The sequence below is a fragment of the Mesobacillus persicus genome (assembly GCF_900109925.1).
In the GTDB taxonomy this organism is placed as follows: Bacteria; Bacillota; Bacilli; order Bacillales; family Cytobacillaceae; genus Mesobacillus_B; species Mesobacillus_B persicus.
In genome coordinates, this window is record NZ_FOBW01000009.1 from 123,545 (window position 1) to 144,875 (window position 21,331).

Consider the following 21,331-nt stretch of genomic DNA (forward strand, 5'->3'; position numbering starts at 1 on the left):
TTTGACGTTCCGCTATGAAAGGATGGATGCTAGATGTGTGGAATTACAGGCTGGATTGACTATCGAAAAAACTTAGGTAATGAGCAAAAAACGATTGTTAAGATGGCGGAAACTTTATCTCAAAGAGGACCAGATGATACAAATATCTGGCTTGATACTCATGCTGCACTAGGGCATAAACGGCTCGTAGTTGTTGATCCAGAAGGTGGTAAGCAGCCTATGACCAAGAGCAAAGGTGAACACCGCTATACCATTTGTTATAACGGCGAACTTTATAATACAGAAGATCTTCGAAAAACGCTTTCATTAAAAGGATATTCCTTTAAGGGTCATTCTGATACTGAAGTTTTACTAACAGCTTATATAGAATGGAAAGAAAATTGTGTGGAGTACTTAAATGGGATTTTTGCTTTTGCGGTTTGGGATGAAACCGAAGGAAAATTATTTATAGGCAGAGATCGTTTGGGTGTAAAGCCTTTATTCTATGCAGAAACTTCTTCTGGTCTTTTATTTGGTTCAGAACTCAAGGCTATCCTTGCTCACCCTGACGTTAAGTCAGAGGTTAACAGAGAAGGATTAAGTGAATTGTTTGGGCTTGGACCTTCACGAACACCTGGAAGTGGGGTTTTTAAAGGGATTAAAGAATTAAGACCGGCCCATTCGCTTAGCTTTTCAAAAGATGGGATGAAAATTTGGAGATATTGGAATGTAAAAAGTGAGGTTCATAAGGATAATCTTGAAGAAACGACCGAAAAGGTCCGCTACCTATTTACTGATGCGGTAGAACGCCAACTTGTATCTGATGTTCCTCTTACCACATTTTTATCAGGTGGTTTAGATTCTAGTGCCATCACAGCAATAGCTGCAAACAAGTTTGCCCAAGAAGGAAAAGGAAAGTTGCATACGTATTCGGTTGATTACGAGGGAAATGACCAGTTTTTTAAGGCAAATGAATTTCAGCCTAATTCAGATGGGGCTTTTATAAAAAAGATGTCTGAGGCTTTTGACACTGTACATCATAATTGTGTCATTTCACAGCAAAATTTGGCTGACTATCTTGAAAAGGCCGTGCATTATCGGGACTTACCTGGAATGGCCGATATTGACTCATCTCTTTTGTGGTTCTGTGAAGAAATTAAAAAGGACTTTACAGTGGGGTTGTCTGGGGAATGTGCGGATGAAATTTTTGGTGGATACCCATGGTTTCGCCGTGAAGAGGACTTAAACCGCCCTGGTTTTCCTTGGATGCGTTCAGTCGAAGCTAGACAGGGCCTTCTTAGAAGTCACTGGAGAGAAAAGCTAAACTTAAGAGAGTATATGATGGACAGATATAATGAAACGGTTGCTGAAGTACCAGCGCTCGAGGGTGAAAGTATTCAGGAAGCGCGCAGGAGAGAACTCTTTTATTTAAATATGGTCTGGTTCATGACTACTCTGCTTGACCGGAAGGACCGGATGAGTATGGGAGCGAGCCTGGAGGTCCGTGTTCCCTTTGCTGACCACCGTTTAGTAGAATATGTATGGAATATTCCGTGGGAGATGAAGATGCATGGGGATCAGGAAAAAGGAATTCTTAGGAAAGCATTAGAGGGCGTCTTACCGAATGAAGTCCTTTATCGAAAGAAAAGCCCTTATCCGAAGACACATAACCCTAAGTATACGTCAGCAGTTAAAAGTATGTTGTCTGGGTATCTTGAAGATTCGAATAGTGCACTTCATGAGTTTTTTGATCGGAAACAGCTAGTAGAAATGATTGAAACAAATGGTGACAGTTTTAAGGCGCCATGGTTCGGACAATTAATGACAGGGCCTCAGCTTCTTGCTCATATTGCTCAAATTCATATTTGGTTCAGGGACTATAATGTGAACATTGTAGATTAGAGTGCGATCCCCCGTTTAAAAAAAACGGGGTTTTTCTTTGTTCAATTGACATACTAAAGGTTTCAATAACATGTATTTGGTCCAACCAAGTTTGACGTCTTAAAGGACAAAGGATAATCTATAAAAGGAAGGTGTAATTTGATTGACTTTAATGGATTTTGAGGAGGAAACGGGGATGAATAAAGCGCTATATGCTATCATCACATTACCATTGCTTTTTTTATTTGCCCTCCCTGTGGCTTCACAGGAAAAGGCGGAACGTAACTGGCAAGATGAAACGATCTACTCAATTATGATCGACCGTTTTAACAACGGAGATAATAGCAATGATTTTGAAGTTGATACGAGAAATCCACTTGCTTATCATGGCGGTGATTTCGAAGGGGTTATCATGCAATTAGATTACATAAAAGATATGGGATTTACTACGATTCTTCTATCTCCCATTTTTGATAATAACGAAAGTGGGTACCATGGCTACGCAGTAAATGACTTCTATATGCCAGACGAGCACTTTGGAAGTATGGAGAGCTTTAAGACACTTGTGAACGAGGCTCATGAAAGGGATATGAAAGTTGTCATTGATTTCGTGGTTAATTATGTAGGATCAGATCATGTATGGACGAAGGACCCGGGTAAAAAGGATTGGTTTCTTCAAACTGAGGAAATGACGCATCAGAATCAACTTGCCTTTCCTTGGCTTGAGGGCTTGCATGAATTGAATTTAGCCAATCCTGAAGTACAAGAGTATTTGGTTGATGCTGCAACATGGTGGGTTAAGGAAACCGGAATTGATGGATATCGACTAGAATCTGTTAATCAAGTTCCCGGTGATTTTTGGAGTGATTTCTCCAGAGCTGTTAAAGAGGTAAATTCAGACATTTACTTATTAGGTGAAGTGGCACCAGAGGATAGTAGCTCGATCATGGACCATGAAAAAAGTGGAATAAATGGGTTTTCTGATTATACTTTTAATCAACCGCTGAGGGCTGCATTTGCTCAACCTGATCAACCGATGACCGAGTTGATTTCAGCGATTACGGAAAAGGAACAGCTGTATAAAGATCCATCCCTTGTTGTGAAATTTTTGGATAATCATCATACGTCAAGATTCACAACAGATGCAGCGAACCTAAATGAGCATCCTGGTGCTAGGTGGAAAATGGCTCTAACTTACTTATATACTACACCTGGTATTCCAATGGTGTTTTATGGAAGCGAGATTGCACTTTCCGGTGGAGAGGCACCGGACAATTTTCAACAAATGAATTTCATGACGGACAAGGAGCTAGTGGATTATATTACCCAATTGGGGGAAATACGTGGGGAACTTCCTTCATTATCTAGAGGTTCCTTTGAGCTACTGCACGAAAAAGATGGCTTAGCAGTATATAAACGTGAATATGAAGGCGAAATCTCTGTAATAGCGATTAATAATACTTCTGGAACCCAAAGTGTTGATATTTCTGCCCAGAACCTTAAAGAGGACATGGAGCTGCGAGGAATGCTTAACGGTGATTTAGTACGAAGTAACGAGGGCAACTATAAAATTGTACTTGACCGGGAAGAGGCCGAGGTCTATGTTTTGTCTGAAAGAACTGGGATAAACGTTGCCTATTTAATAGCAATGGTGGTTGTTGTCCTGTTGTTTATCGTATTTATTACTCTTCTTAAAAGAAGAGCGAGAAACGGGTCTAACTAGTAAAGTAAGATAAAGAATAGCAGTTATTTCGTGGCGTGAATCCTAGGATTCACGCCACATTATTTTACTTGTATCCACCAATATGTCTAGCCGTTAATAATCGTCCCACCATTGACATGAATGGTCTGTCCGCTTACGTAGGAAGAATCCTCACTAGCAAGGTAAACATATGCCGGGGCAAGTTCATGCGGCTGTCCAGCCCTGCCTAACGGTGTGTTAGACCCGAAGCTCGCCACTTGATCTTCAGAAAAAGTGGAAGGGATTAGCGGAGTCCAAATGGGACCAGGAGCAACACTATTTACTCGGACTTCGTCTTTAGCTAGAGACATTGCCAGCGAACGTGTGAAAGAGACAATGGCACCTTTCGTAGAAGAATAGTCAATCAATTGTTCATGCCCTTTATAGGCGGTTATGGAGGAGGTATTGATAATCGCACTACCTTTCTTTAAATGGGGTAGGGCGGCTTTAGTTAGGTAAAACATTGAGAAGATATTTGTTCGAAATGTTTTCTCAAGTTGATCTGCTGAGATATCGATGATACTTTTTTGTGGATGCTGTTCTGCAGCGTTGTTGACTAGGATATCAAGTTTTCCAAACTTTTCAATGGTTTGCGCAATTGTCTCCTTACAAAAAGATTCATCGCCGATATCCCCTGCAATCAGTAGGCATTTTTGACCTTCAGCCTCTATAAGGGCTTTTGTTTCTTGTGCGTCTTTGTTTTCTTCGAGGTAAACAATCGAAACATCCGCACCTTCTTTGGCAAAATAGATGGCTACTGACTTCCCAATGCCACTATCCCCACCAGTAATAAGTGCGACCTTGTTTTTTAATTTACCGGAACCTGTATAATTAGGGTCTACTGAAATTGGCTCTGGACGCATCTCGTCCTCTGTCCCAGGCTGGTGGGTTTGATGTTGAGGTGGAAATGTTTGTTTTTGATTTTCGGTCATGTGGCTCACTCCTATCCATTAGTCCATTTTTTATATTTCTGTCTAAGCGAGAAAAAAACACATGGGAATAAATACAAAGGCTCTTTTCACAAACTTGTTTTGCTTTTAAAGAGTAAAAACTATTAATTGAGCTCATTCTGAGCTATATAAAGCAATCACTAATGAGAAAAGGGCTTATAAACGAATTGACCCATAATTACTAGCTATTCTTACGCTTAAAATCGGCTTTAGGATTTTAGCAACAATCTTTAGGGAAACAGCCAATACAAAAAAACAGTCCCAAAGAGGAACTGTTTCTCGCTTTTTCTTTTCAGTTTAGCGGTAATTCATAAATTGTACATCAACAGTTAAGTCAGCCTCTTTGACTGCAGAAATAATCTGTTGAAGGTCATCTCTATTTTTACCAGTCACACGAACCTGATCATCCTGCACTTGACTTTTTACTTTTAGACCGCTGTTTTTGATAAGAGCTGTTATTTTTTTCGCGTTTTCCTTGTCAATACCAGAGATAAGTTTCGCACGTTGACGAACAGTTCCACCTGATGCGCCTTCGACTTTTCCATAATCAAGGTTTTTTACAGGAACACCACGCTTAATGAGTTTTCCTAGCAAGACATCCTTTAATTGCTCTAGCTTGTACTCATCATCAGAAATAAGGACTAACTCTTCCTTATCAAGACTGATGTCACTTTTGCTCCCTTTAAAGTCATAGCGAGTACCGATTTCCTTCATTGCAATATTAATCGCATTTGTTACTTCAGATAGATCAACTTTGGATACAATATCAAATGAACTCTCTTTTGACATACTCAACCTCCGAAAACATTTTTCATCCTGGCTTTATTATAGTAAAATATATCAGTTCAAACAACTTTTTGGAGATAATACCATTCATATACAGGAGGATGATCATGACTCTACAAGAGTATACAGGTCGTACAGTGGAATTAACAGTCGCACGGATATCAGAATTCGGGTATTTTTTAACGGACGGACAAGAAGATGTGCTTCTTCATCGCAATGAAACCAATCTTGAGTTGGAGGAGGGAGAGAAGGTAAAAGTATTTCTCTACGTTGACTCTAGAGGAAGACAAACAGCAACAACAACCATGCCCACCGTTACTGTTGGGGAGTATGCTTGGGTTCCTGTCGTAGATGTAATGCCGGATACCGGAGTATTTTTAGGTATAGGGATTAGTAAGGACATCCTACTCGGAAAAGATGATTTACCTGTTTTGGAATCCGTGTGGCCCCAAAAGGGAGACATGGTTTATATCACGCTAAGAGTAAACAGGAATAATCTTATTTATGCTCGTATGGCTAGTGACCAGGTGATTCAGGACATCTCAAGCCCTGCAACAAGACAAGATTTTAATAAGAATGTTCATGGGTATATTTATCGTACAGCGAGAGTGGGAAGTTGGATGATTACTGCCGAAGGCTTTAAAGGCTTCATTCACGAATCACAACGAATAGTCGAGCCAAGAGTTGGTGAAAAAGTAGAAGGACGTATCATCGATATAAAAGAAGATGGTACCGTTAATATTTCGTTATTGCCGAGAAAACAGGAAGCGTTGGATAAAGATGCTGAAAAAATTCTCGAGTACCTAGAATCTCGTAACGGGGCAATGCCATATAGTGATAAAAGTATGGCAGAGGATATTAATGATCGTTTTGGTTTAAGCAAGTCTTCATTTAAAAGAGCGCTTGGTAAGCTTATGAAAGAAGGAAGAGTTTATCAAGAAGAAGGTTGGACTTATAAAAAATAAAAGCGGCCAAACGGCCGCTTTTATTTTTTAGCAGTAAAGGTTTATAGATGATCCGTTTTCTTTGAATACTGGTTTTTCCCTGCTTTACGGTTTTTTTCCGCTAACATATTTTTTTCGTGTCGGAAAGCATTGTTGTCTTGTGCCTTTTTATCATTATCAGAAGTACGCGGCATTGTCATTCTCCCTTCTAACTGTTTTCAGTTTAGCTTTCCTGTTTAGGAAAAGAAGTATGCAAAAGGCCCACGCTAACACGTGAGCCTTTGTAAACCTTTCACTTAGGGTGTTGTTTTCAGTCAAGCGCCTTTCGTTCCGATCAACGGTAAGCAAAATCAACAAATCCCTTAACAGAGTTAATTTAAAAAGAAAATTGCAATTGTACCAGGACCTGTATGTGATCCGATTGTAGCTCCTACAGAGGTGATTTTGACATCTTTAGGATTAAATTCATTTACGATTTTTTTCTTCATTTCGTTTGCCGTTTCCAAATCATCTGCATGGCTAATCCCAATCATCTGGTTTTCAAGATTGGCCCCTCTTTGTTTCATCAATTCAATGATTCGATTTAATAATTTTTTCTTCCCGCGAATTTTTTCAATTGGAACGAGCTTCCCATCCTCCATATTAAGAAGAGGTTTAATATTCAATAGTCCGCCAAGGAAAGCCGAAGACTTCGAAAGACGGCCTCCTTTTGCAAGGTAATCTAAATCCTCGACAGTAAATAAGGCCTCCATATGGTCTTTTCTAAAATTAATATCGTTAATTATCTCTTCTTTTGACGTTTCATTAGAAGCTAAACGTGCAGCTTCCATGACGATGAGGCCGACACCAAGGGAAGCACCCTTCGTGTCAATAATCGTTAAGTCAAGTTCAGGGTATTCCTCTCTGACCTGGTCGGCAACCATGACTGCGGTTTGGTAGGTACCTGATAATTCCGATGTGAAGGATATGTAGATGCCTTGTTGGTTATTTTTAGCTAAGTCAACAAAAGCCTCTTTAAATCTTAATTGTGAAGGTTGAGATGTTTTAGGATGATTACCTGCACGGATACTATCATAGACTTCTATAGGTTGAATTGTTTCAAGGTCTTCAAACTCATTCTCATCTATAAGTACTTTTAAGGGGATCATAGTCACATTGTGTTGTTCAAAGAACTCAATCGGTAAATCACAGGCGCTATCAGCTAAAATTTTCACTGCCATAAACCTATTCACCTTCTTTCTAACTGTTTTTATGCTCTTAGTTTAGCGGTTAAATTTGAAAAAAACAATTATAAGTATTGATATTAGGCAATTTAGGGAAAAACATACAAAAGAAGGTTAGGAGGAAAGAAATGATTTGGTTAAATACAAAGATTTTTATCATCGTTCTGTTTGGGGCAATCTTAAATGCTATCGCAATGAACTTCTTTTTAATTCCTGCAAACGTCTATGCTAGTGGTTTCACGGGATTTGCTCAATTAATATCAAGTATTCTTGGTGAGTTTGCTCCATTTCAACTTTCCACAGGAATCCTGCTCTTTCTTTTGAATGTACCTGTTATCATTCTTGGATGGAAAAAGGTTGGAAGGTCGTTCACCATTTACAGCTTCATTTCTGTGTTACTCATGTCTTTTTTTATGGAAATGATTCCGATTATTCAGGTATCAAGTGATATCCTTCTTAATGCAGTTTTTGGCGGAGTAATCGCTGCAATTGGTGTCGGTCTTACATTAAAATGGGGTGCTTCTACTGGTGGAATGGATATTGTCGCAATGGTCTTATCGAGGATGCAGGATCGACCTGTAGGTACATACTTCTTTACTTTAAATAGCATTATTATCGTTACAGCAGGTTTTCTCTATGGTTGGGAAAAGGCATTATATACACTTGTTCAACTATATGTTTCCACACGGGTCATTGATGCAATCCATACAAGGCATGAGAAATTAACAGCAATGATTGTTACTCAAAAAGCCAATGACCTTAAAAAGGCCATTCACAGCCGGTTATCAAGAGGAATAACGACGGTCCCCGCAAAGGGCGGATTTACAAATGAAGACAGGGATATGATGTTCATCGTCATTACCCGTTATGAGTTATTTGATTTACAAAGGGTAATTAAGGACGTGGACCCACAAGCTTTTACCAACATTGTGGAAACGACAGGGATTTTTGGATTCTTTCGTAGAGAGTAATGCGTAAAGTTTGAGATAGAGTCTGATAAAAGATAGAAGAGGTGAAATATGCGCAAAATTTACCTAACCTTTTTACTGATATTTTTATTCATAAGTACCCAAATAGCCCCCATTTATGGAAAGGAAAACACGGTAGCAGATAAAGTGAGTTTTTTTATCGATGCCAACGCAACTCCTAAGAAGATCACTTTCGAAATTGTACTTAGGAATGAGAGCGATGCTTTACTAAACATTGAATTTCCAACTTCGCAGATTTACGATATTGTTCTTAAGGATAAGGATGGAAAAGAAGTCTTTCATCTCTCTGAAGAAAAGAGTTATGCACAGGTGTTGAAACATGTTCAGCTTGACCTTGGAAAAGCAATTCGTTGGGAGGAAACGTTAGAATCCCACGGGCTACCCGAGGGAGAATATGAGGTTTATGCTGAATTAAAGGCCAAAAGAATTAATACTCATGAAGCTGGTGCCATAACCGATAAAAAGAGGATTCAAATTCCTCCGGATCATCCAGTCTTTAAGAATGTTCAAGTAAGGGGAGAAAAGGGTTCCTACCAAGTCGAAGGCAAGGCTTGTACAACTAATGAAAATACATTCTATACTGTAGAAGACGGGCATAACCAGCAAATAGGAGAAACGAAACTAAGGTTGCAGAATGGACCTTCTGAGTGCAAATCCTTTGTTCTCCAAGTATCAGTTCCTGTTAATGAGCTGCCACAAAATGGATCTTTAATTCTAAATCTTTATGAACGAGATCAAGAGGGGAATATCATTCATAATTATCCTAGTATATTGGAAATATTTTATTGAAAAGGCTATTTCCGCATACTTTGTTGTTTTTAAACATTATTAGTGTTCGAAGCGCAATTTATGGAGCAATTTATATTCCCCTATTTTAAAACAAGCATTGAAAAAGATAGAAAGCTGACACAATTGTGTCAGCTTTCTATCGTTAATTTCCTTTTAAATTATCTAGCTCATCTTGATATTGGTGTAGCTGTTGCTTCTCGGCAAGTGTCGAATTGGCAAATGCAGAAGATAGTGAGTTTTCGGCTCGTTCAATCGCATCCTGATTGTTAGATCCTGCGTTATTGGCCATTGCTACAGCTTTTTTCGCCTCACGAAATAGACGATTTCCCATCTAAATCCCTCCTACTGGAGTATCATGTTCATTTGACATCTTTCTTGCCTCAGCTTCAGCATAAGTGGTGTGGTACGGGATTCTCTCGTCATGCTTAGAGACAACATCTACTCCTTGCTTGACAAATCGTTTGGATTTACTTGATCTTCCCATTATTACCCCTCCATTCAATATCTGAGCAAGATACGAGACAGAGCAGGAAATAGCCCTGTTTCTCTTTTAGTATGTGCCAGTTACCCATAGAAAAGTACAAATTTTAATTACCTATATATGCTTGTTTGTTATTAAAGTGTTTTTAAGTTCAAGAAGTCGTTAAGGTATACACCAACACCGTCTTCTTCGTTAGATAAAGTCACTTCATTGGCAATATTCTTAACGACTTCAATGCCATTTCCCATTGCAATTCCATGACCAGCATATTCAAGCATATCTAAATCATTATCCTCATCACCAAAGGCAATGATTCGTTCAGAAGGAATATTAAAATAATCTGCAGCCTTTTTCAATCCAACTGCCTTGTTCAAACCAGATTTGACGATTTCAATTACATGAAAAGGAGCTGCCCAGCTTCGGTGGTCAATTACTTCAGCATGAACCTCAGAAAGATGATTGCGAATTTTACTTAATTGCTCTTCTTCAGTATGAATTAACATGCTAGTTGGTGCCTTTTTTAAAAACTTACGTAAATCCCCAGTCGTAATAGTCGGTTCTCCAAGACCAAAGATGTCAATTAACTTTTCATCATGGTAATGAAAGTAAACATCATCAATGACTTCTGCGATTATATTATGGAATTCAAACGATTCTAGCGCGCCTACAATTTCCTTTGCAACATTGATTGAGAGAGGATTGTGGTGAATCCCCCAGCTATGGTCTAACGGGTGGTGGATAAATGCTCCATTAAAATTAACAATTGGCGTGTTAAGCCCCAGTTCATGATAATACATTTCGCTAGAACGGAAAGGTCTGCCTGTTGCAATCATGACAATATGACCTTCCTCACGAGCTTTATTAAGAATTAGCTTATTTCGATTGGATATCTTTTTATCATCCGTTAAAAGAGTTCCATCCAAGTCTAGGGCAATTAAGTGTTTTTCAGTCATAAATACTCCTTTTAGTTACATTTTTAAATATTTTGTATAGAAGCGAACGAGAATTGTAAGTCCGAAGCAAATGTCCATCAAGATGGACATTTTTTACTTACACACTATTGTAACCATTTTACCTATTGTTTGGAGAAAAATCATTCTCACAGCTTGAATCTTTTATCTAATATAATCAATAGAAACCATTTCGGTAAAGATAATGAGAAAGTGCTTGTATGCTCTTAGCAACCAGGTAATAAGATAAATAAAGCTAGTAAAGTTTAAATGGCTGTAAAAGTGTGAAAAAACTGTTAAGATGAATACGAGATAATGATAAAAAAGGAGTGGACGTTTTGGACCAAGAATTAAAAGATAGCATCATGGGTGCACTAGAAATGGTCGTTGACCCTGAGCTTGGTGTAGATATAGTAAATTTAGGGTTAGTCTACGATGTGGAATTGAATGATGAAGGTCTACTAACAGTGACGATGACATTAACTTCAATGGGATGTCCGTTAGCAGGAACGATTGTTGATTCAGTAAAGCATGCAATGTCTGATCTTCCAGAAGTAAAAGAAACAGAAGTAAACATTGTTTTCAATCCACCATGGTCAAAAGATATGATGTCACGTTATGCAAAGATAGCCCTCGGTGTAAGGGATTAATAGGAGTAAAAAGTACGTCTGAACATAGTTCAGGCGTTTTTTTATTGTTGAGGAAATTATAAAAATTAAGGGTGTGGATAATTTTGTTCGTTCTTTGCATCACGCTCCAGCGCCTAGCCCCTCGGGTCATTGTGTTTTCTCTCTGTATACAGGTTCTAGCCCCGCAGTTTATGCTCGGGTTGATCAAGGCAGTTGTGCTTTTTTTAATATTTTTGGAAATATAACAGAAGATAATTGTGAATAATTTTTGTCAACACTTGTTACAGATTTGTGTACTGTTTACTGCGTTAAACCTATATATACGTGGCTTATGCTAATATAATCCCATCAACAACTTCTTTAATAAACGTATACCTTACAGGGGGAATTAAAATGGCTAGAATTAATACTTGGAATCCAGAGGACAAGGCTTTTTGGGAATCTGAGGGCAAACAACATGCCCAGAGAAATCTTTGGATATCCGTCCCATCTTTAATGATGGCTTTTATCATTTGGCAGATTTGGTCTGTCGTTTCGATTAGACTTAATGACATTGGTTTTGCATTTTCACAAGAGCAATTATTTACACTTGCTGCACTTCCTGGTTTGGTTGGGGCTACACTTCGTTTTGTTTATACATTTGGAAATGGAATCTTCGGTGGTCGAAATTGGACGGTTTTTGCTACTGGTATTCTGATATTGCCGGCTCTAGGAATTGGGTTTGCTGTCCAGAATCCTGAAACACCATTCTGGGTAATGGCGCTTCTTGCAGCATTATGTGGTCTAGGTGGAGGGAACTTCTCATCATCGACTTCTAATATTTCTATGTTTTTCCCGAAAGCTGCAAAAGGTACAGCATTAGGAATTAACGGTGGTTTAGGGAACATGGGTGTGTCTGTTGTTCAGTTTGTAACACCGTTAGTTATTGCTACTAGCACATTTGCTTTTATTGGTGGAAATACTGAAGGCCAGGTTTTAGCAGATGGAACACAAGTATGGTTACAGAACGCTGCTTTTGTTTGGGTTATTCCAATTGTAATTTTGACAGTTGCTGCATATTTCGGGATGGATAATTTACCTAATGCGAAACAATCTGCGGCTGAACAATTTGTTGTTTTAAAAAGAAAACACACATGGATTATGACGATTTTATATGTTGCGACCTTTGGATCATTTATTGGATACTCTGCAGCTTTTCCTTTAGTTTTGAAAAACCTTTTTCCAGAGTATATTAGTTTGGCATGGGTTGGGGCATTTCTTGCAGCAGCAGCGCGTCCAATAGGCGGCTGGCTATCTGATAAGTTTGGTGGCGTGCTTGTCACAGCGATTACCTTATCAGTAATGTCCCTTGGTGCATTAGTTGTTATCTATTTCACAAACGCGGCTAATTTTGCTGGATTCCTTACAGCCTTCCTTGTATTGTTTATCGCAGCAGGTATGGGTTCTGGATCCACATTCCAGATGATTCCAAACATTTTCTCTGCGAAAGAATCTGCACCGGTACTTGGAATAACAGCGGCATTCGCTGCCTATGGATCTTTCTTAATTCCGAAGTTATTCGGTTGGTCTACGGAGAATTACGGAACACCAATTAATGCCTTGTACATTTTCGTTGCAATATATATTTTCTCCATACTGCTAAACTGGTTCTATTATCAGCGCAAAAATGCTGAGGTTAAGATTAAATAGTAAAATGGATCAAGCCGGGAACGAAATAACGAGTTCCTGGCCTTTTTCATGAGTATGTGAAGTCACTTCACAAATCTGTCAAAGGGCTTGTTTGTTCTGTGAGGAATCTCACTTATTCCCTGTGAGAAGTTACTTATACTTAATATAGAAATTGAATTTAGGAGGCCATTAATCATGTTTTCAAGAGACTTCGATAAAGACCCTTTCATTGTGATTTGGGAATTAACAAGGGCCTGCCAGCTTGCGTGTTTACATTGCCGTGCAGAGGCTCAATATAGAAGAGATCCTAGAGAATTAAGTTTTGAAGAAGGAAAAAATTTAATTGATCAAATATATGAAATGAATAACCCAATGCTAGTTTTTACTGGCGGGGACCCACTTATGAGGGAAGATGTGTTTGATATTGCTGCGTACGCAGTCGAAAAAGGCGTTCGCGTATCAATGACACCAAGTGCTACGCCAAATGTAACGAAGGAAGCGATTGAGAAAGCAAAGGACGTAGGTCTATCTAGATGGGCCTTTAGCTTAGATGGTCCAACAGCTGAGATTCATGATCATTTCCGCGGAACAGCAGGATCATTTGAACTAACAATGGAAAGAATCAAGTATTTACATGAGCTTGAGATTCCAATCCAAATTAACACGGTCATTTCTCGCTATAACTATGACTACTTAGACGAAATGGCAAAGTTAATTGAAGACCTAGATTGTGTATTATGGAGTGTGTTTTTCCTTGTCCCAACAGGCAGAGGTCAGCAAAAGGATATGATTTCACCTGCTGAACACGAGAAGGTTTTCATTTGGTTGCATGAACTAAGTAAACGTGTAAAGTTTGATATAAAGACAACAGCCGGTCAGCATTATCGCCGTGTTGTCATTCAGAATAAGATGCGTGAAGCGAAGGAACAGCAAGAAGACATCCAGTACCTAGATGCCCTAACACAACAAGGATTAACAGGCTCAATTGATGGCTTAGGACGTGCCCCTAAAGGAGTTAATGATGGCAATGGATTTGTTTTCATCTCGCATGTTGGCGATGTGTACCCAAGTGGCTTGCTTCCTGTAAAGGCTGGGAATGTTCGTGAGCAGCCCCTTGCTGAAATTTACAGAGAGTCCCCTATTTTCAAATCATTAAGGAATCCAGATGAGTATAAAGGAAAATGCGGTCAGTGTGAGTTCAGGTATGTTTGTGGTGGATCTCGCTCAAGAGCGTATGCTATGACTGGGGATTATCTTGAAAGTGAGCCATACTGCGTATATATTCCTAAATCAATGAGAAAGAAAAAAGAGCAACAGGCGTAATTAAAGGCTCTTCTCTCATACTACGTAGCCTAAAAGGAACTTATAACTATGATTACATTTAAAAAGTAGCCTTTAGTTTTATGAGGAAAGAGCTAGAAACTGGTTTTAATCGCACTAATCTCAGCACTAAAAACTAATTAAAATTAGCGAGAACGGCAAATCAGCTTGTTCTCTTCTTTTTTCTCCAAAAAAAAAAGAGCCCGTCTTATGGCTCTAATTTATTCAATACTACAAAAAACAGCTGGGCAATTTTCACATCCGATTTCTGTTTTTAGAAAGTCTAAATCATGTATAATAATTTTGCCTTTTTTAGTCGAGATAACTTCTTCTCTTTTAAGGTCGTTAAGAATGCGGTTCGTACTTTCGCGTGATGTTCCACAAAAATTTGCGAGCTCTTGATTTGTTAAAGGTAAGTCAATTAAAATTCCGTCTGATTGCTTTACTCCATAACTGTTTGTCATTCGGATTAGAGTAGAGAACAGAGCTCCCTTTTTTCCATTCAAGACAAGGTCTCGGAATTTTGTCTGGGTCTTACGGAAGTGATCGCTCATCCACTTCATGAATTCAAAGGCGAGCGACGGGTTTTGAAATATTTCTTTTTCAATAATTTCCTTCTTGATTGCAACTATTTCGGCATCTTCAAGGAGTAAAGCGCTTAGTAGGTACCTCGGTGACTCGGTAAACAAGGTTAGTTCACCACAAATATCATTTTGGCCACAGATACGGAGTGCTAGTTCACGACCATCCTTGGTTACTTTGCTAATTTGGACTTTACCGGAAAGAATCAGATATAACTCTTCTGCTTCCATCCCTTCTTGAAATAGGTAAGTTCCTTTTTTCGCATAAATTGTTCTATCAGCAAAATTAAGTAATTCTTTTATTTCAATGGAATGTGTTACCTTGTTCACTTGAGGCATAATCATCACCCTTTTAGTCCATTTATCGTTCTTGTGACTAATAATAACATCGATATAGTGTAAAATCCGTGTTGTAGGGCACTTGTTAAAATATTGTCACGTTTTTCAGTGACGTTGTTCACAGTTTTGTAAAGAATTGATTAGGTAGGAACAGATTCCCTTTAACTTATGACAACATCATGACATTTTAGCGTATTTGCACTATGATTGTAGTTTTTATGATACGATCATGACATTGCAGCTTGAAACTTTAATAGTCTTCAGTGGTTAGTAAAATTAAATTGCGTAGATTGTTATTCCCGTACCCAGGGTTAGATAGCAAACTTCATTAATGGAGTTGATATATAATGAAACAACAAATTAAAGACCAAATAAATAGACCACTTCGTGATTTACGTATTTCTGTTATTGATCGGTGTAATTTTCGTTGTACGTACTGTATGCCAGCAGATATATTCGGTCCCGACTTTGCTTTCCTACCCAAAAGCGAACTCTTGTCTTATGAGGAAATTGAACGCGTTGCGAGAATTTTCATTGGGCTTGGAGTAGAGAAAATTAGGCTGACTGGTGGAGAGCCGCTAATGCGTAAAGACCTTCCCATATTAGTTGAGAAACTTTCGGCAATTGATGGGTTGTCCGATATAGCACTAACGACGAATGGTGTCATGCTACCAAAACTAGCAGAGCCATTAAAGATGGCTGGTTTAAACCGAGTAAATATAAGCTTAGACACTTTAAACGATGATTTGTTTGGAGAAATAAATGGTCGTGGAGTCAAAACACGGCCTGTATTAACAGGTATTAAGGCAGCGCAAGAGGCTGGACTCGGTGTAAAGATTAATATGGTTGTCAAAAAAGGATTAAATGAAAATGAGATTCTTCCAATGGCGGAGTTCTGTAAGAATGAAGGCTTAGAGCTCCGATTTATTGAATACATGGACGTTGGAAGCACGAACGGCTGGAAGATGGACGATGTGATAACCAAAAAAGAAATATATGAACTGTTAAAAGAGAATTACGAACTTGAACATACAGGTGCAGCTTACTTCGGTGAGGTAGCAAAGAGATATCGTTATAAAGGTACGAATGTTCATGTTGGGTTTATTTCTTCTGTTTCTGAATCTTTTTGTTCAAGTTGCACAAGGTCGAGGTTATCAGCAAATGGCCAAATTTTTACATGTCTATTCAATGGAAATGGCCATGACATTCGTGATTTTATGCGAGCGGGAGCAAGTGATGAGGAAATTAGAAAACGTGTTGTAGGGATATGGAATGACCGTACAGACCGTTATTCTGACGAAAGAACAGCCGAGACGATTGCTAATCGTAAAAAAATTGAAATGTCCTATATTGGTGGTTAATAAGCAAAAAGGTCAACCCCTTAACACTTAACCGTGTGAGGGTTGACCTTTTTTTGGGACTTTTTATTTTATCAGAATAAAAAAATCCGGAAAATTTCCGGATTTTAAATGTGAAAGGTAAAGTTAAGCTGTTGCCCCTTCGAAATAACGAGGGAAAAGGATGTTATTTTCCAAATGGATATGCATAAAAGTGTGTTCTTCTAGCATTTCAAGACGCTTGTATACCAGTCTATATGTTCCGCATGCATCCATTGGTGGAACAAAGTCACCTGTTACGTCACGTAGTTCCTTAATGATTGACCCAGCATGGTCATGTTCCTTTTCAAGTTCACGAATTTCATCAAGTACTTCTTCACGGTTGGCTAAGTTCGGATCATCTAATGTTAGAAGTCCTGGGAAAACGGTAGCATCTTCCTTTGCAGTGTGTTCAAGTAACTCTTTCTTAAGCTCATAGAAGAGGTCATGCATTTTAACTAGCTCAGGGTGGTTACCGCCATGTACTCTTGCTACCTTTGTTACATATGGGCTCAATAACTTAAGCTCCTCCTCGAGCGTACGGTGATATTGATCTTGAATGTGTTTAACGAGAACTGCTGACTCAGTTTGAGTCCAAAATTCCATGTCCTCAGCAGAGTTAGCATTTTTAGCAAATAGTTCACCAAGCTCTGTTATTAAGCCTTCTACATTTACAGACTTTTCAGCAGCAGCTTGTTCTAATGGAATATTCCCGCCACAGCAGAAGTCGATTCGGTTCTTTTTAAAGATATCGCTTGATTTAGGGAATACATTCACAATGTCTCTTACTAGTGTATTTTCATTAAATGGAAGTTGCATAAAATAATTCCTCCTTAAAAGATATATAAATGTTGTTTACATATTTATCATAAAGGAAATGGATTAAATAATAGGTGATTTGCATCACACGTCTATAAAAAAAGTAGGTAGTAGAAAATGGTAACGTTTTGTGTTTTGTGATATTTGTCATGTAAGAGGTTTTCATTTAACCTTATAATGAAGAAATGAGAGTACTTCAAATTAATGCCTAGACATTAGGAGCTGAATATATGTTAGAGAAAAGATTACCCATTCATATTGGGGAAGCAGTTAATAGAGTAATGATGCACAAAAAAAGTGGGACAACTGAATGGGTTTCTATTAATGAAAGTTATGGGAGATTTCTATCTGAGGATTTAAAGGCCACGAGCGATGTTCCGCACTTCGACCGGGCACCATACGATGGATATGCTATTCGTTCGAAAGATACTAGCGAAGCAACCCAAACGACCCCGGTTACTTTCGAAGTGGTCGATCATATTGGTGCCGGCATGGTCTCAGATAAGGAGTTAGGTCCGTTTCAGGCTGTTCGAATTATGACTGGAGCACAGATGCCGGTAGGGGCAGATTCTGTGGTCATGTTTGAACTGGCAAAAGAGTCAGCAATCGATGGCATCAATTACATGAGTGTAAAAAAAATACATAAGCAAGGCGAAAATGTTTCTTATCGTGGGGAAGATGCTAAAGAAGGTGAGGTTCTTGTAAACAAGGGAACTTTTATCAATCCTGGGATACAGGCTATGCTAGCTACTTTTGGCTATGACAAAGTACCTGTGGCGAAAAAGCCAGTGGTAGGTCTTTATGCAACAGGTACAGAGTTGCTTGAAGTCAATGAACCACTTGTCCCTGGTAAGATTCGAAATAGCAATTCCTATATGATTTCGGCTCAAATTCAGAGAGCTGGGGCTGAAGTACGTTATTTCGGTCAATTGCCAGATGATTTTGATACATGTTTTGAAGCAGTCTCAAATGCCATTGGTGAGGTGGATATCTTTATAACAACTGGTGGTGTATCCGTTGGAGACTTTGACTATCTCCCTCAAATATACGAAAAGCTTGGGGCTGAAGTGCTGTTTAATAAAGTTGCGATGCGTCCTGGTAGTGTCACTACAGTAGCTCAGCTTGATGGGAAACTGCTATTTGGCCTTTCTGGTAATCCTTCAGCCTGTTATGTAGGATTTGAATTATTTGCTCGACCAATCATTAGGATAATGCTCTGTGCTGAATGGCCACATCTTCGAAAAGAAAAGGCCGTTTTGAATGCGGATTTTCCTAAAGCAAATCCATTCACAAGGTTTGTTAGAAGTGCATTATCAATAGAAGACGGCAAGTTAGTGGTAACACCGAGTGGTCTAGATAAGTCGAATATCATTATGAGTCTCGCTGGTGCTAATTCTCTTATGATTCTCCCTGGGGGAACGAGAGGCTTTGAGTGTGGAGACAATGTGGAGGTTCTTATGCTTGAGGACCAATCAGGTAGTGAATGGCCATGGTAGATCTTCCAGTTATTTTGCAAATAGTTGGTTACCAAAACAGTGGCAAAACGACGGCAATGTACGAAGTCATTCAAAGGCTCTCATTAAAGGGACAAAAGGTAGTAACGATTAAACATCATGGACATGGAGGTAAGCCTGATATTGCTGAAGGGAAGGATTCAGCTCGCCACGTCGAAGGAGGAGCCCTCGCATCATTGATAGAAGGTGAAGGTAGAGTTCTACTGCATGCCGAACAGTCTGAATGGACTTTAAAAGAGCAAATACATTTATTGTTGGCTCTTTCACCAGACATCGTTCTAATCGAGGGGCACAAGCATGAAGGGTATCCAAAGGCAGTACTTCTACGAGACGAATCTGACTTTCACCTTCTTGATGAATTAGACAATATTAAAGTGGTGTATTGTTTTCTTGAAGATCTAGCTTATAAACTACCTGAGCAATTAGCGTATCCCGTTGTTAGTAGTAGAGTGGAATTATATAATTGGATCGAAGACTATGTCCTAGCAACTAAATCATCAAGCTAGACATAAAAGAGTAAATTAAAATTCAATAATTAGACAAACTAGCGACTTTTCTCACTGTGCCCCTGCGATTAACTAGGTAAAATGATACCTAGATAAACCTGTTTTAATAGGTTGTAGAGGTGAAAAAGATGGAAATGTATCAAATTTTGTTGTGGATTGTGTTTCCTTATACAGTTGTCGCTATTGTCGGTATGGGGCTCATATGGCAGTTGGATATCCCAAGTGGCGTAAGTGCTAGCTCAGTTTCAGAACGATTCTTGACAGGATCTTTAAAGTGGTTGCTAATTTTATGCACGGTAACAGGACTAGTCATCATCCATATCTATAAAGAGTTTTCCCAAGTCGCTCTATGGTTTTTAAGTTTAATTCAATTACAGCCGGATATGGGATTGATAAAGAACATATCCATACTTTCACAAATCCATTTAGTTATTGTATTTTTGTTCCTACTCGCCCTTGCTTTCTCGAATAAAATCAACTATGTTCTGAAGCCGCATTTATATATAAGAAATCTTTACACAAAATTACCCTTAGTTAAAAGACACCTTTAATGTCTTTAGACTGTAAGCAACTCGATGGAATCGAGTTAGCCTACAGTCTTTTTATTTTGTATTTGAATAAATATTTACTCTGGTAAATGATAATGGTGATTATTCTAAGGGGGGGGTATTGGGACAGCATTGACCTCCTGTATAGGGGGATACCCTGCAGACAGGTCTAATGAAGATGGTTTCAGGCCAGTTTCCACCTCGAATTCATCTTCATTATCCTTGTGGTGAGGGTTCAGATCTGATTACCTCCTAGTTTTAACCAACATCAAATACCCGGAAGGCCCAAAATATTAAAAATAATAATCTTATAGAACCAGCCTAATTGGTCCTTTTTGACGATTTCGTGTCACATCAAGTGAAAAGCCTAAGAATGTGATAAGTTTCACTTAAATAATATATGTATCTCCATTATAGTAAGAATAGAATCAGTAGGGAGTGATGAAAAGTGAAGTTGTTCTTACCGAAGCAGCATGGAGCTTGGGCGATGCTTATTATCCCATTTTGGCTTGGTGCTGCAGCTACAGAGTTTATTTGGCAGCACATTCCGTTTTTTATTGGATGGATTTTATTATATTTAGCCACATACCCAATGCTTTTCTTATTTAAAAAGAAAAAAGTTGCTTTTTATCGGAAATGGACGTTGATCTACCTTCTACCAGCCCTAGCTTTCTTAATGGTTCCGCTGTTTACTACTCCAACTATCGTCTTTTTTGGTCTAGCCATGCTTCCTTTCTTTGCTGTTAACGCTTATTATTCAAGCAAAAAGGATGAACGTGCCCTTATGAATGATATAAGTGCTATCCTTTGTTTTAGCATTGCGGGACTTGCAAGTAGCTTTCTTCCAACAGCTTCACTAAATGTAGAAGCATGGTTGGTGTTTGTTGCAGTAACTCTTTTCTTCATCGGTAGTACCTTCTATGTGAAAACAATGGTTCGTGAAAAGAATAATCTTAGATTTAAATATTTATCATGGGGTTATCATGCTCTACTACCTGTTTTATGGTTCTTTTATGGAGAATGGATCTTGGCAATCGCGTTTATTCCTAGCTTAGTTCGTGCAATTATATTCTATGGGAACCCACTTGGAATGATGAAGTTAGGCATATATGAAATCGTAAATGCTGGATTGTTTTTCATTATTATTTTAGTTGCTATTATATAATCCTCATACGGCCCTTCTGGGTCGTATTTTTTTGTGTTAAGGGTGAATATTCTTTTAAAAGCTATTGATTTAATGGATTGAGGAGTCTGAGAGACCCAGCCTAAACTGCTTAGAAACACAGCCTTTCATTTAGGCTCTTTTTTCTCACTCTTT

Annotated in this window: 22 protein-coding genes; 13 read left to right on the top strand and 9 right to left on the bottom strand. The window is 38.7% G+C overall.

Annotated features, from left to right (window positions below; translation table 11 throughout):
* Nucleotides 1–33: 33 nt before the first annotated feature.
* Nucleotides 34–1,881: an asparagine synthase (glutamine-hydrolyzing) gene (asnB, locus tag BMX30_RS13735; protein WP_090746623.1), complete on the top strand. Its 1,848-nt coding sequence runs from the start codon at nucleotides 34–36 to the stop codon at nucleotides 1,879–1,881.
* 175 nt (nucleotides 1,882–2,056) lie between these two features.
* Nucleotides 2,057–3,583 carry an alpha-amylase family glycosyl hydrolase gene (locus BMX30_RS13740; RefSeq protein WP_090746882.1) on the top strand — a complete coding sequence of 509 codons (1,527 nt, stop codon included), beginning with the start codon at nucleotides 2,057–2,059 and terminating at the stop codon, nucleotides 3,581–3,583.
* Nucleotides 3,584–3,669: 86 nt separating this feature from the next.
* Here BMX30_RS13740 and BMX30_RS13745 read toward each other — a convergent pair whose 3' ends face one another.
* Nucleotides 3,670–4,533 (bottom strand): SDR family oxidoreductase, encoded by an 864-nt coding sequence (locus tag BMX30_RS13745; protein ID WP_090746626.1) that lies wholly within the window; start codon nucleotides 4,531–4,533, stop codon nucleotides 3,670–3,672.
* Nucleotides 4,534–4,848: 315 nt separating this feature from the next.
* Nucleotides 4,849–5,340 carry a YajQ family cyclic di-GMP-binding protein gene (locus tag BMX30_RS13750; protein WP_090746629.1) on the bottom strand — a complete coding sequence of 164 codons (492 nt, stop codon included), beginning with the start codon at nucleotides 5,338–5,340 and terminating at the stop codon, nucleotides 4,849–4,851.
* Nucleotides 5,341–5,444: 104 nt separating this feature from the next.
* Between BMX30_RS13750 and BMX30_RS13755 the strand changes: the two genes are divergently transcribed.
* On the top strand, nucleotides 5,445–6,302 hold the full coding sequence (locus BMX30_RS13755) for a CvfB family protein (protein WP_090746632.1): 858 nt from the start codon (nucleotides 5,445–5,447) through the stop codon (nucleotides 6,300–6,302).
* A 41-nt stretch (nucleotides 6,303–6,343) separates the two neighbouring features.
* On the opposite strand, the gene BMX30_RS13760 is transcribed toward BMX30_RS13755, so the two are convergent.
* Together BMX30_RS13760 and BMX30_RS13765 are read right to left on the bottom strand one after the other, a co-directional pair.
* Nucleotides 6,344–6,475 (bottom strand): DUF3941 domain-containing protein, encoded by a 132-nt coding sequence (locus tag BMX30_RS13760; protein WP_090746635.1) that lies wholly within the window; start codon nucleotides 6,473–6,475, stop codon nucleotides 6,344–6,346.
* Nucleotides 6,476–6,652: 177 nt separating this feature from the next.
* Nucleotides 6,653–7,501: a DegV family protein gene (locus BMX30_RS13765; protein WP_090746638.1), complete on the bottom strand. Its 849-nt coding sequence runs from the start codon at nucleotides 7,499–7,501 to the stop codon at nucleotides 6,653–6,655.
* Between the two features lie 131 nt (nucleotides 7,502–7,632).
* Between BMX30_RS13765 and BMX30_RS13770 the strand changes: the two genes are divergently transcribed.
* Both BMX30_RS13770 and BMX30_RS13775 read left to right on the top strand, forming a co-directional pair.
* Entirely contained in the window at nucleotides 7,633–8,475 is an 843-nt protein-coding gene (locus BMX30_RS13770) for a YitT family protein (RefSeq protein WP_090746642.1), read from the top strand.
* A gap of 48 nt (nucleotides 8,476–8,523) precedes the next feature.
* A complete protein-coding gene (locus tag BMX30_RS13775; RefSeq protein ID WP_090746643.1) occupies nucleotides 8,524–9,282 on the top strand; it encodes a BsuPI-related putative proteinase inhibitor in 759 nt (252 codons plus the stop codon).
* Between the two features lie 142 nt (nucleotides 9,283–9,424).
* Here the strand turns inward: BMX30_RS13775 and BMX30_RS13780 are convergent, their stop codons facing one another.
* The 3 genes from BMX30_RS13780 to BMX30_RS13785 form a co-directional block, all read right to left on the bottom strand.
* Nucleotides 9,425–9,613: a DUF3813 domain-containing protein gene (locus BMX30_RS13780; RefSeq protein ID WP_090746646.1), complete on the bottom strand. Its 189-nt coding sequence runs from the start codon at nucleotides 9,611–9,613 to the stop codon at nucleotides 9,425–9,427.
* Nucleotides 9,614–9,766 (bottom strand): hypothetical protein, encoded by a 153-nt coding sequence (locus tag BMX30_RS23570; RefSeq protein ID WP_170843886.1) that lies wholly within the window; start codon nucleotides 9,764–9,766, stop codon nucleotides 9,614–9,616. It lies immediately after the preceding gene.
* 131 nt (nucleotides 9,767–9,897) lie between these two features.
* On the bottom strand, nucleotides 9,898–10,716 hold the full coding sequence (locus BMX30_RS13785; RefSeq protein WP_090746649.1) for a Cof-type HAD-IIB family hydrolase: 819 nt from the start codon (nucleotides 10,714–10,716) through the stop codon (nucleotides 9,898–9,900).
* Between the two features lie 335 nt (nucleotides 10,717–11,051).
* Between BMX30_RS13785 and BMX30_RS13790 the strand changes: the two genes are divergently transcribed.
* The 3 genes from BMX30_RS13790 to BMX30_RS13800 all read left to right on the top strand — a co-directional run bounded on the left by BMX30_RS13790 (nucleotide 11,052) and on the right by BMX30_RS13800 (nucleotide 14,333).
* A complete protein-coding gene (locus tag BMX30_RS13790; protein WP_090746652.1) occupies nucleotides 11,052–11,363 on the top strand; it encodes a metal-sulfur cluster assembly factor in 312 nt (103 codons plus the stop codon).
* 372 nt (nucleotides 11,364–11,735) lie between these two features.
* Nucleotides 11,736–13,031 carry an MFS transporter gene (locus BMX30_RS13795; protein ID WP_090746655.1) on the top strand — a complete coding sequence of 432 codons (1,296 nt, stop codon included), beginning with the start codon at nucleotides 11,736–11,738 and terminating at the stop codon, nucleotides 13,029–13,031.
* A gap of 174 nt (nucleotides 13,032–13,205) precedes the next feature.
* Nucleotides 13,206–14,333 (top strand): TIGR04053 family radical SAM/SPASM domain-containing protein, encoded by a 1,128-nt coding sequence (locus BMX30_RS13800; RefSeq protein ID WP_170843887.1) that lies wholly within the window; start codon nucleotides 13,206–13,208, stop codon nucleotides 14,331–14,333.
* A gap of 218 nt (nucleotides 14,334–14,551) precedes the next feature.
* Here BMX30_RS13800 and BMX30_RS13805 read toward each other — a convergent pair whose 3' ends face one another.
* Nucleotides 14,552–15,250 (bottom strand): Crp/Fnr family transcriptional regulator, encoded by a 699-nt coding sequence (locus BMX30_RS13805; protein WP_090746661.1) that lies wholly within the window; start codon nucleotides 15,248–15,250, stop codon nucleotides 14,552–14,554.
* A gap of 347 nt (nucleotides 15,251–15,597) precedes the next feature.
* Between BMX30_RS13805 and moaA the strand changes: the two genes are divergently transcribed.
* Nucleotides 15,598–16,611: a GTP 3',8-cyclase MoaA gene (moaA, locus tag BMX30_RS13810; RefSeq protein ID WP_170843888.1), complete on the top strand. Its 1,014-nt coding sequence runs from the start codon at nucleotides 15,598–15,600 to the stop codon at nucleotides 16,609–16,611.
* A gap of 123 nt (nucleotides 16,612–16,734) precedes the next feature.
* Here the strand turns inward: moaA and ric are convergent, their stop codons facing one another.
* Nucleotides 16,735–17,445 carry an iron-sulfur cluster repair di-iron protein gene (gene ric / locus BMX30_RS13815; protein WP_090746668.1) on the bottom strand — a complete coding sequence of 237 codons (711 nt, stop codon included), beginning with the start codon at nucleotides 17,443–17,445 and terminating at the stop codon, nucleotides 16,735–16,737.
* A 230-nt stretch (nucleotides 17,446–17,675) separates the two neighbouring features.
* Between ric and BMX30_RS13820 the strand changes: the two genes are divergently transcribed.
* The 4 genes from BMX30_RS13820 to BMX30_RS13835 all read left to right on the top strand — a co-directional run bounded on the left by BMX30_RS13820 (nucleotide 17,676) and on the right by BMX30_RS13835 (nucleotide 21,178).
* Complete coding sequence (locus BMX30_RS13820) at nucleotides 17,676–18,941, top strand: molybdopterin molybdotransferase MoeA (protein ID WP_090746670.1); 1,266 nt, start codon at nucleotides 17,676–17,678, stop codon at nucleotides 18,939–18,941.
* Nucleotides 18,935–19,465 (top strand): molybdopterin-guanine dinucleotide biosynthesis protein B, encoded by a 531-nt coding sequence (mobB, locus tag BMX30_RS13825; RefSeq protein ID WP_170843889.1) that lies wholly within the window; start codon nucleotides 18,935–18,937, stop codon nucleotides 19,463–19,465. Before BMX30_RS13820 ends, mobB begins: the two co-directional genes overlap by 7 nt.
* A 128-nt stretch (nucleotides 19,466–19,593) precedes the next feature.
* Nucleotides 19,594–20,016 (top strand): respiratory nitrate reductase subunit gamma, encoded by a 423-nt coding sequence (locus BMX30_RS13830; RefSeq protein ID WP_090746677.1) that lies wholly within the window; start codon nucleotides 19,594–19,596, stop codon nucleotides 20,014–20,016.
* A gap of 445 nt (nucleotides 20,017–20,461) precedes the next feature.
* Nucleotides 20,462–21,178 (top strand): YwiC-like family protein, encoded by a 717-nt coding sequence (locus tag BMX30_RS13835; protein ID WP_090746680.1) that lies wholly within the window; start codon nucleotides 20,462–20,464, stop codon nucleotides 21,176–21,178.
* Nucleotides 21,179–21,331: the final 153 nt, after the last annotated feature.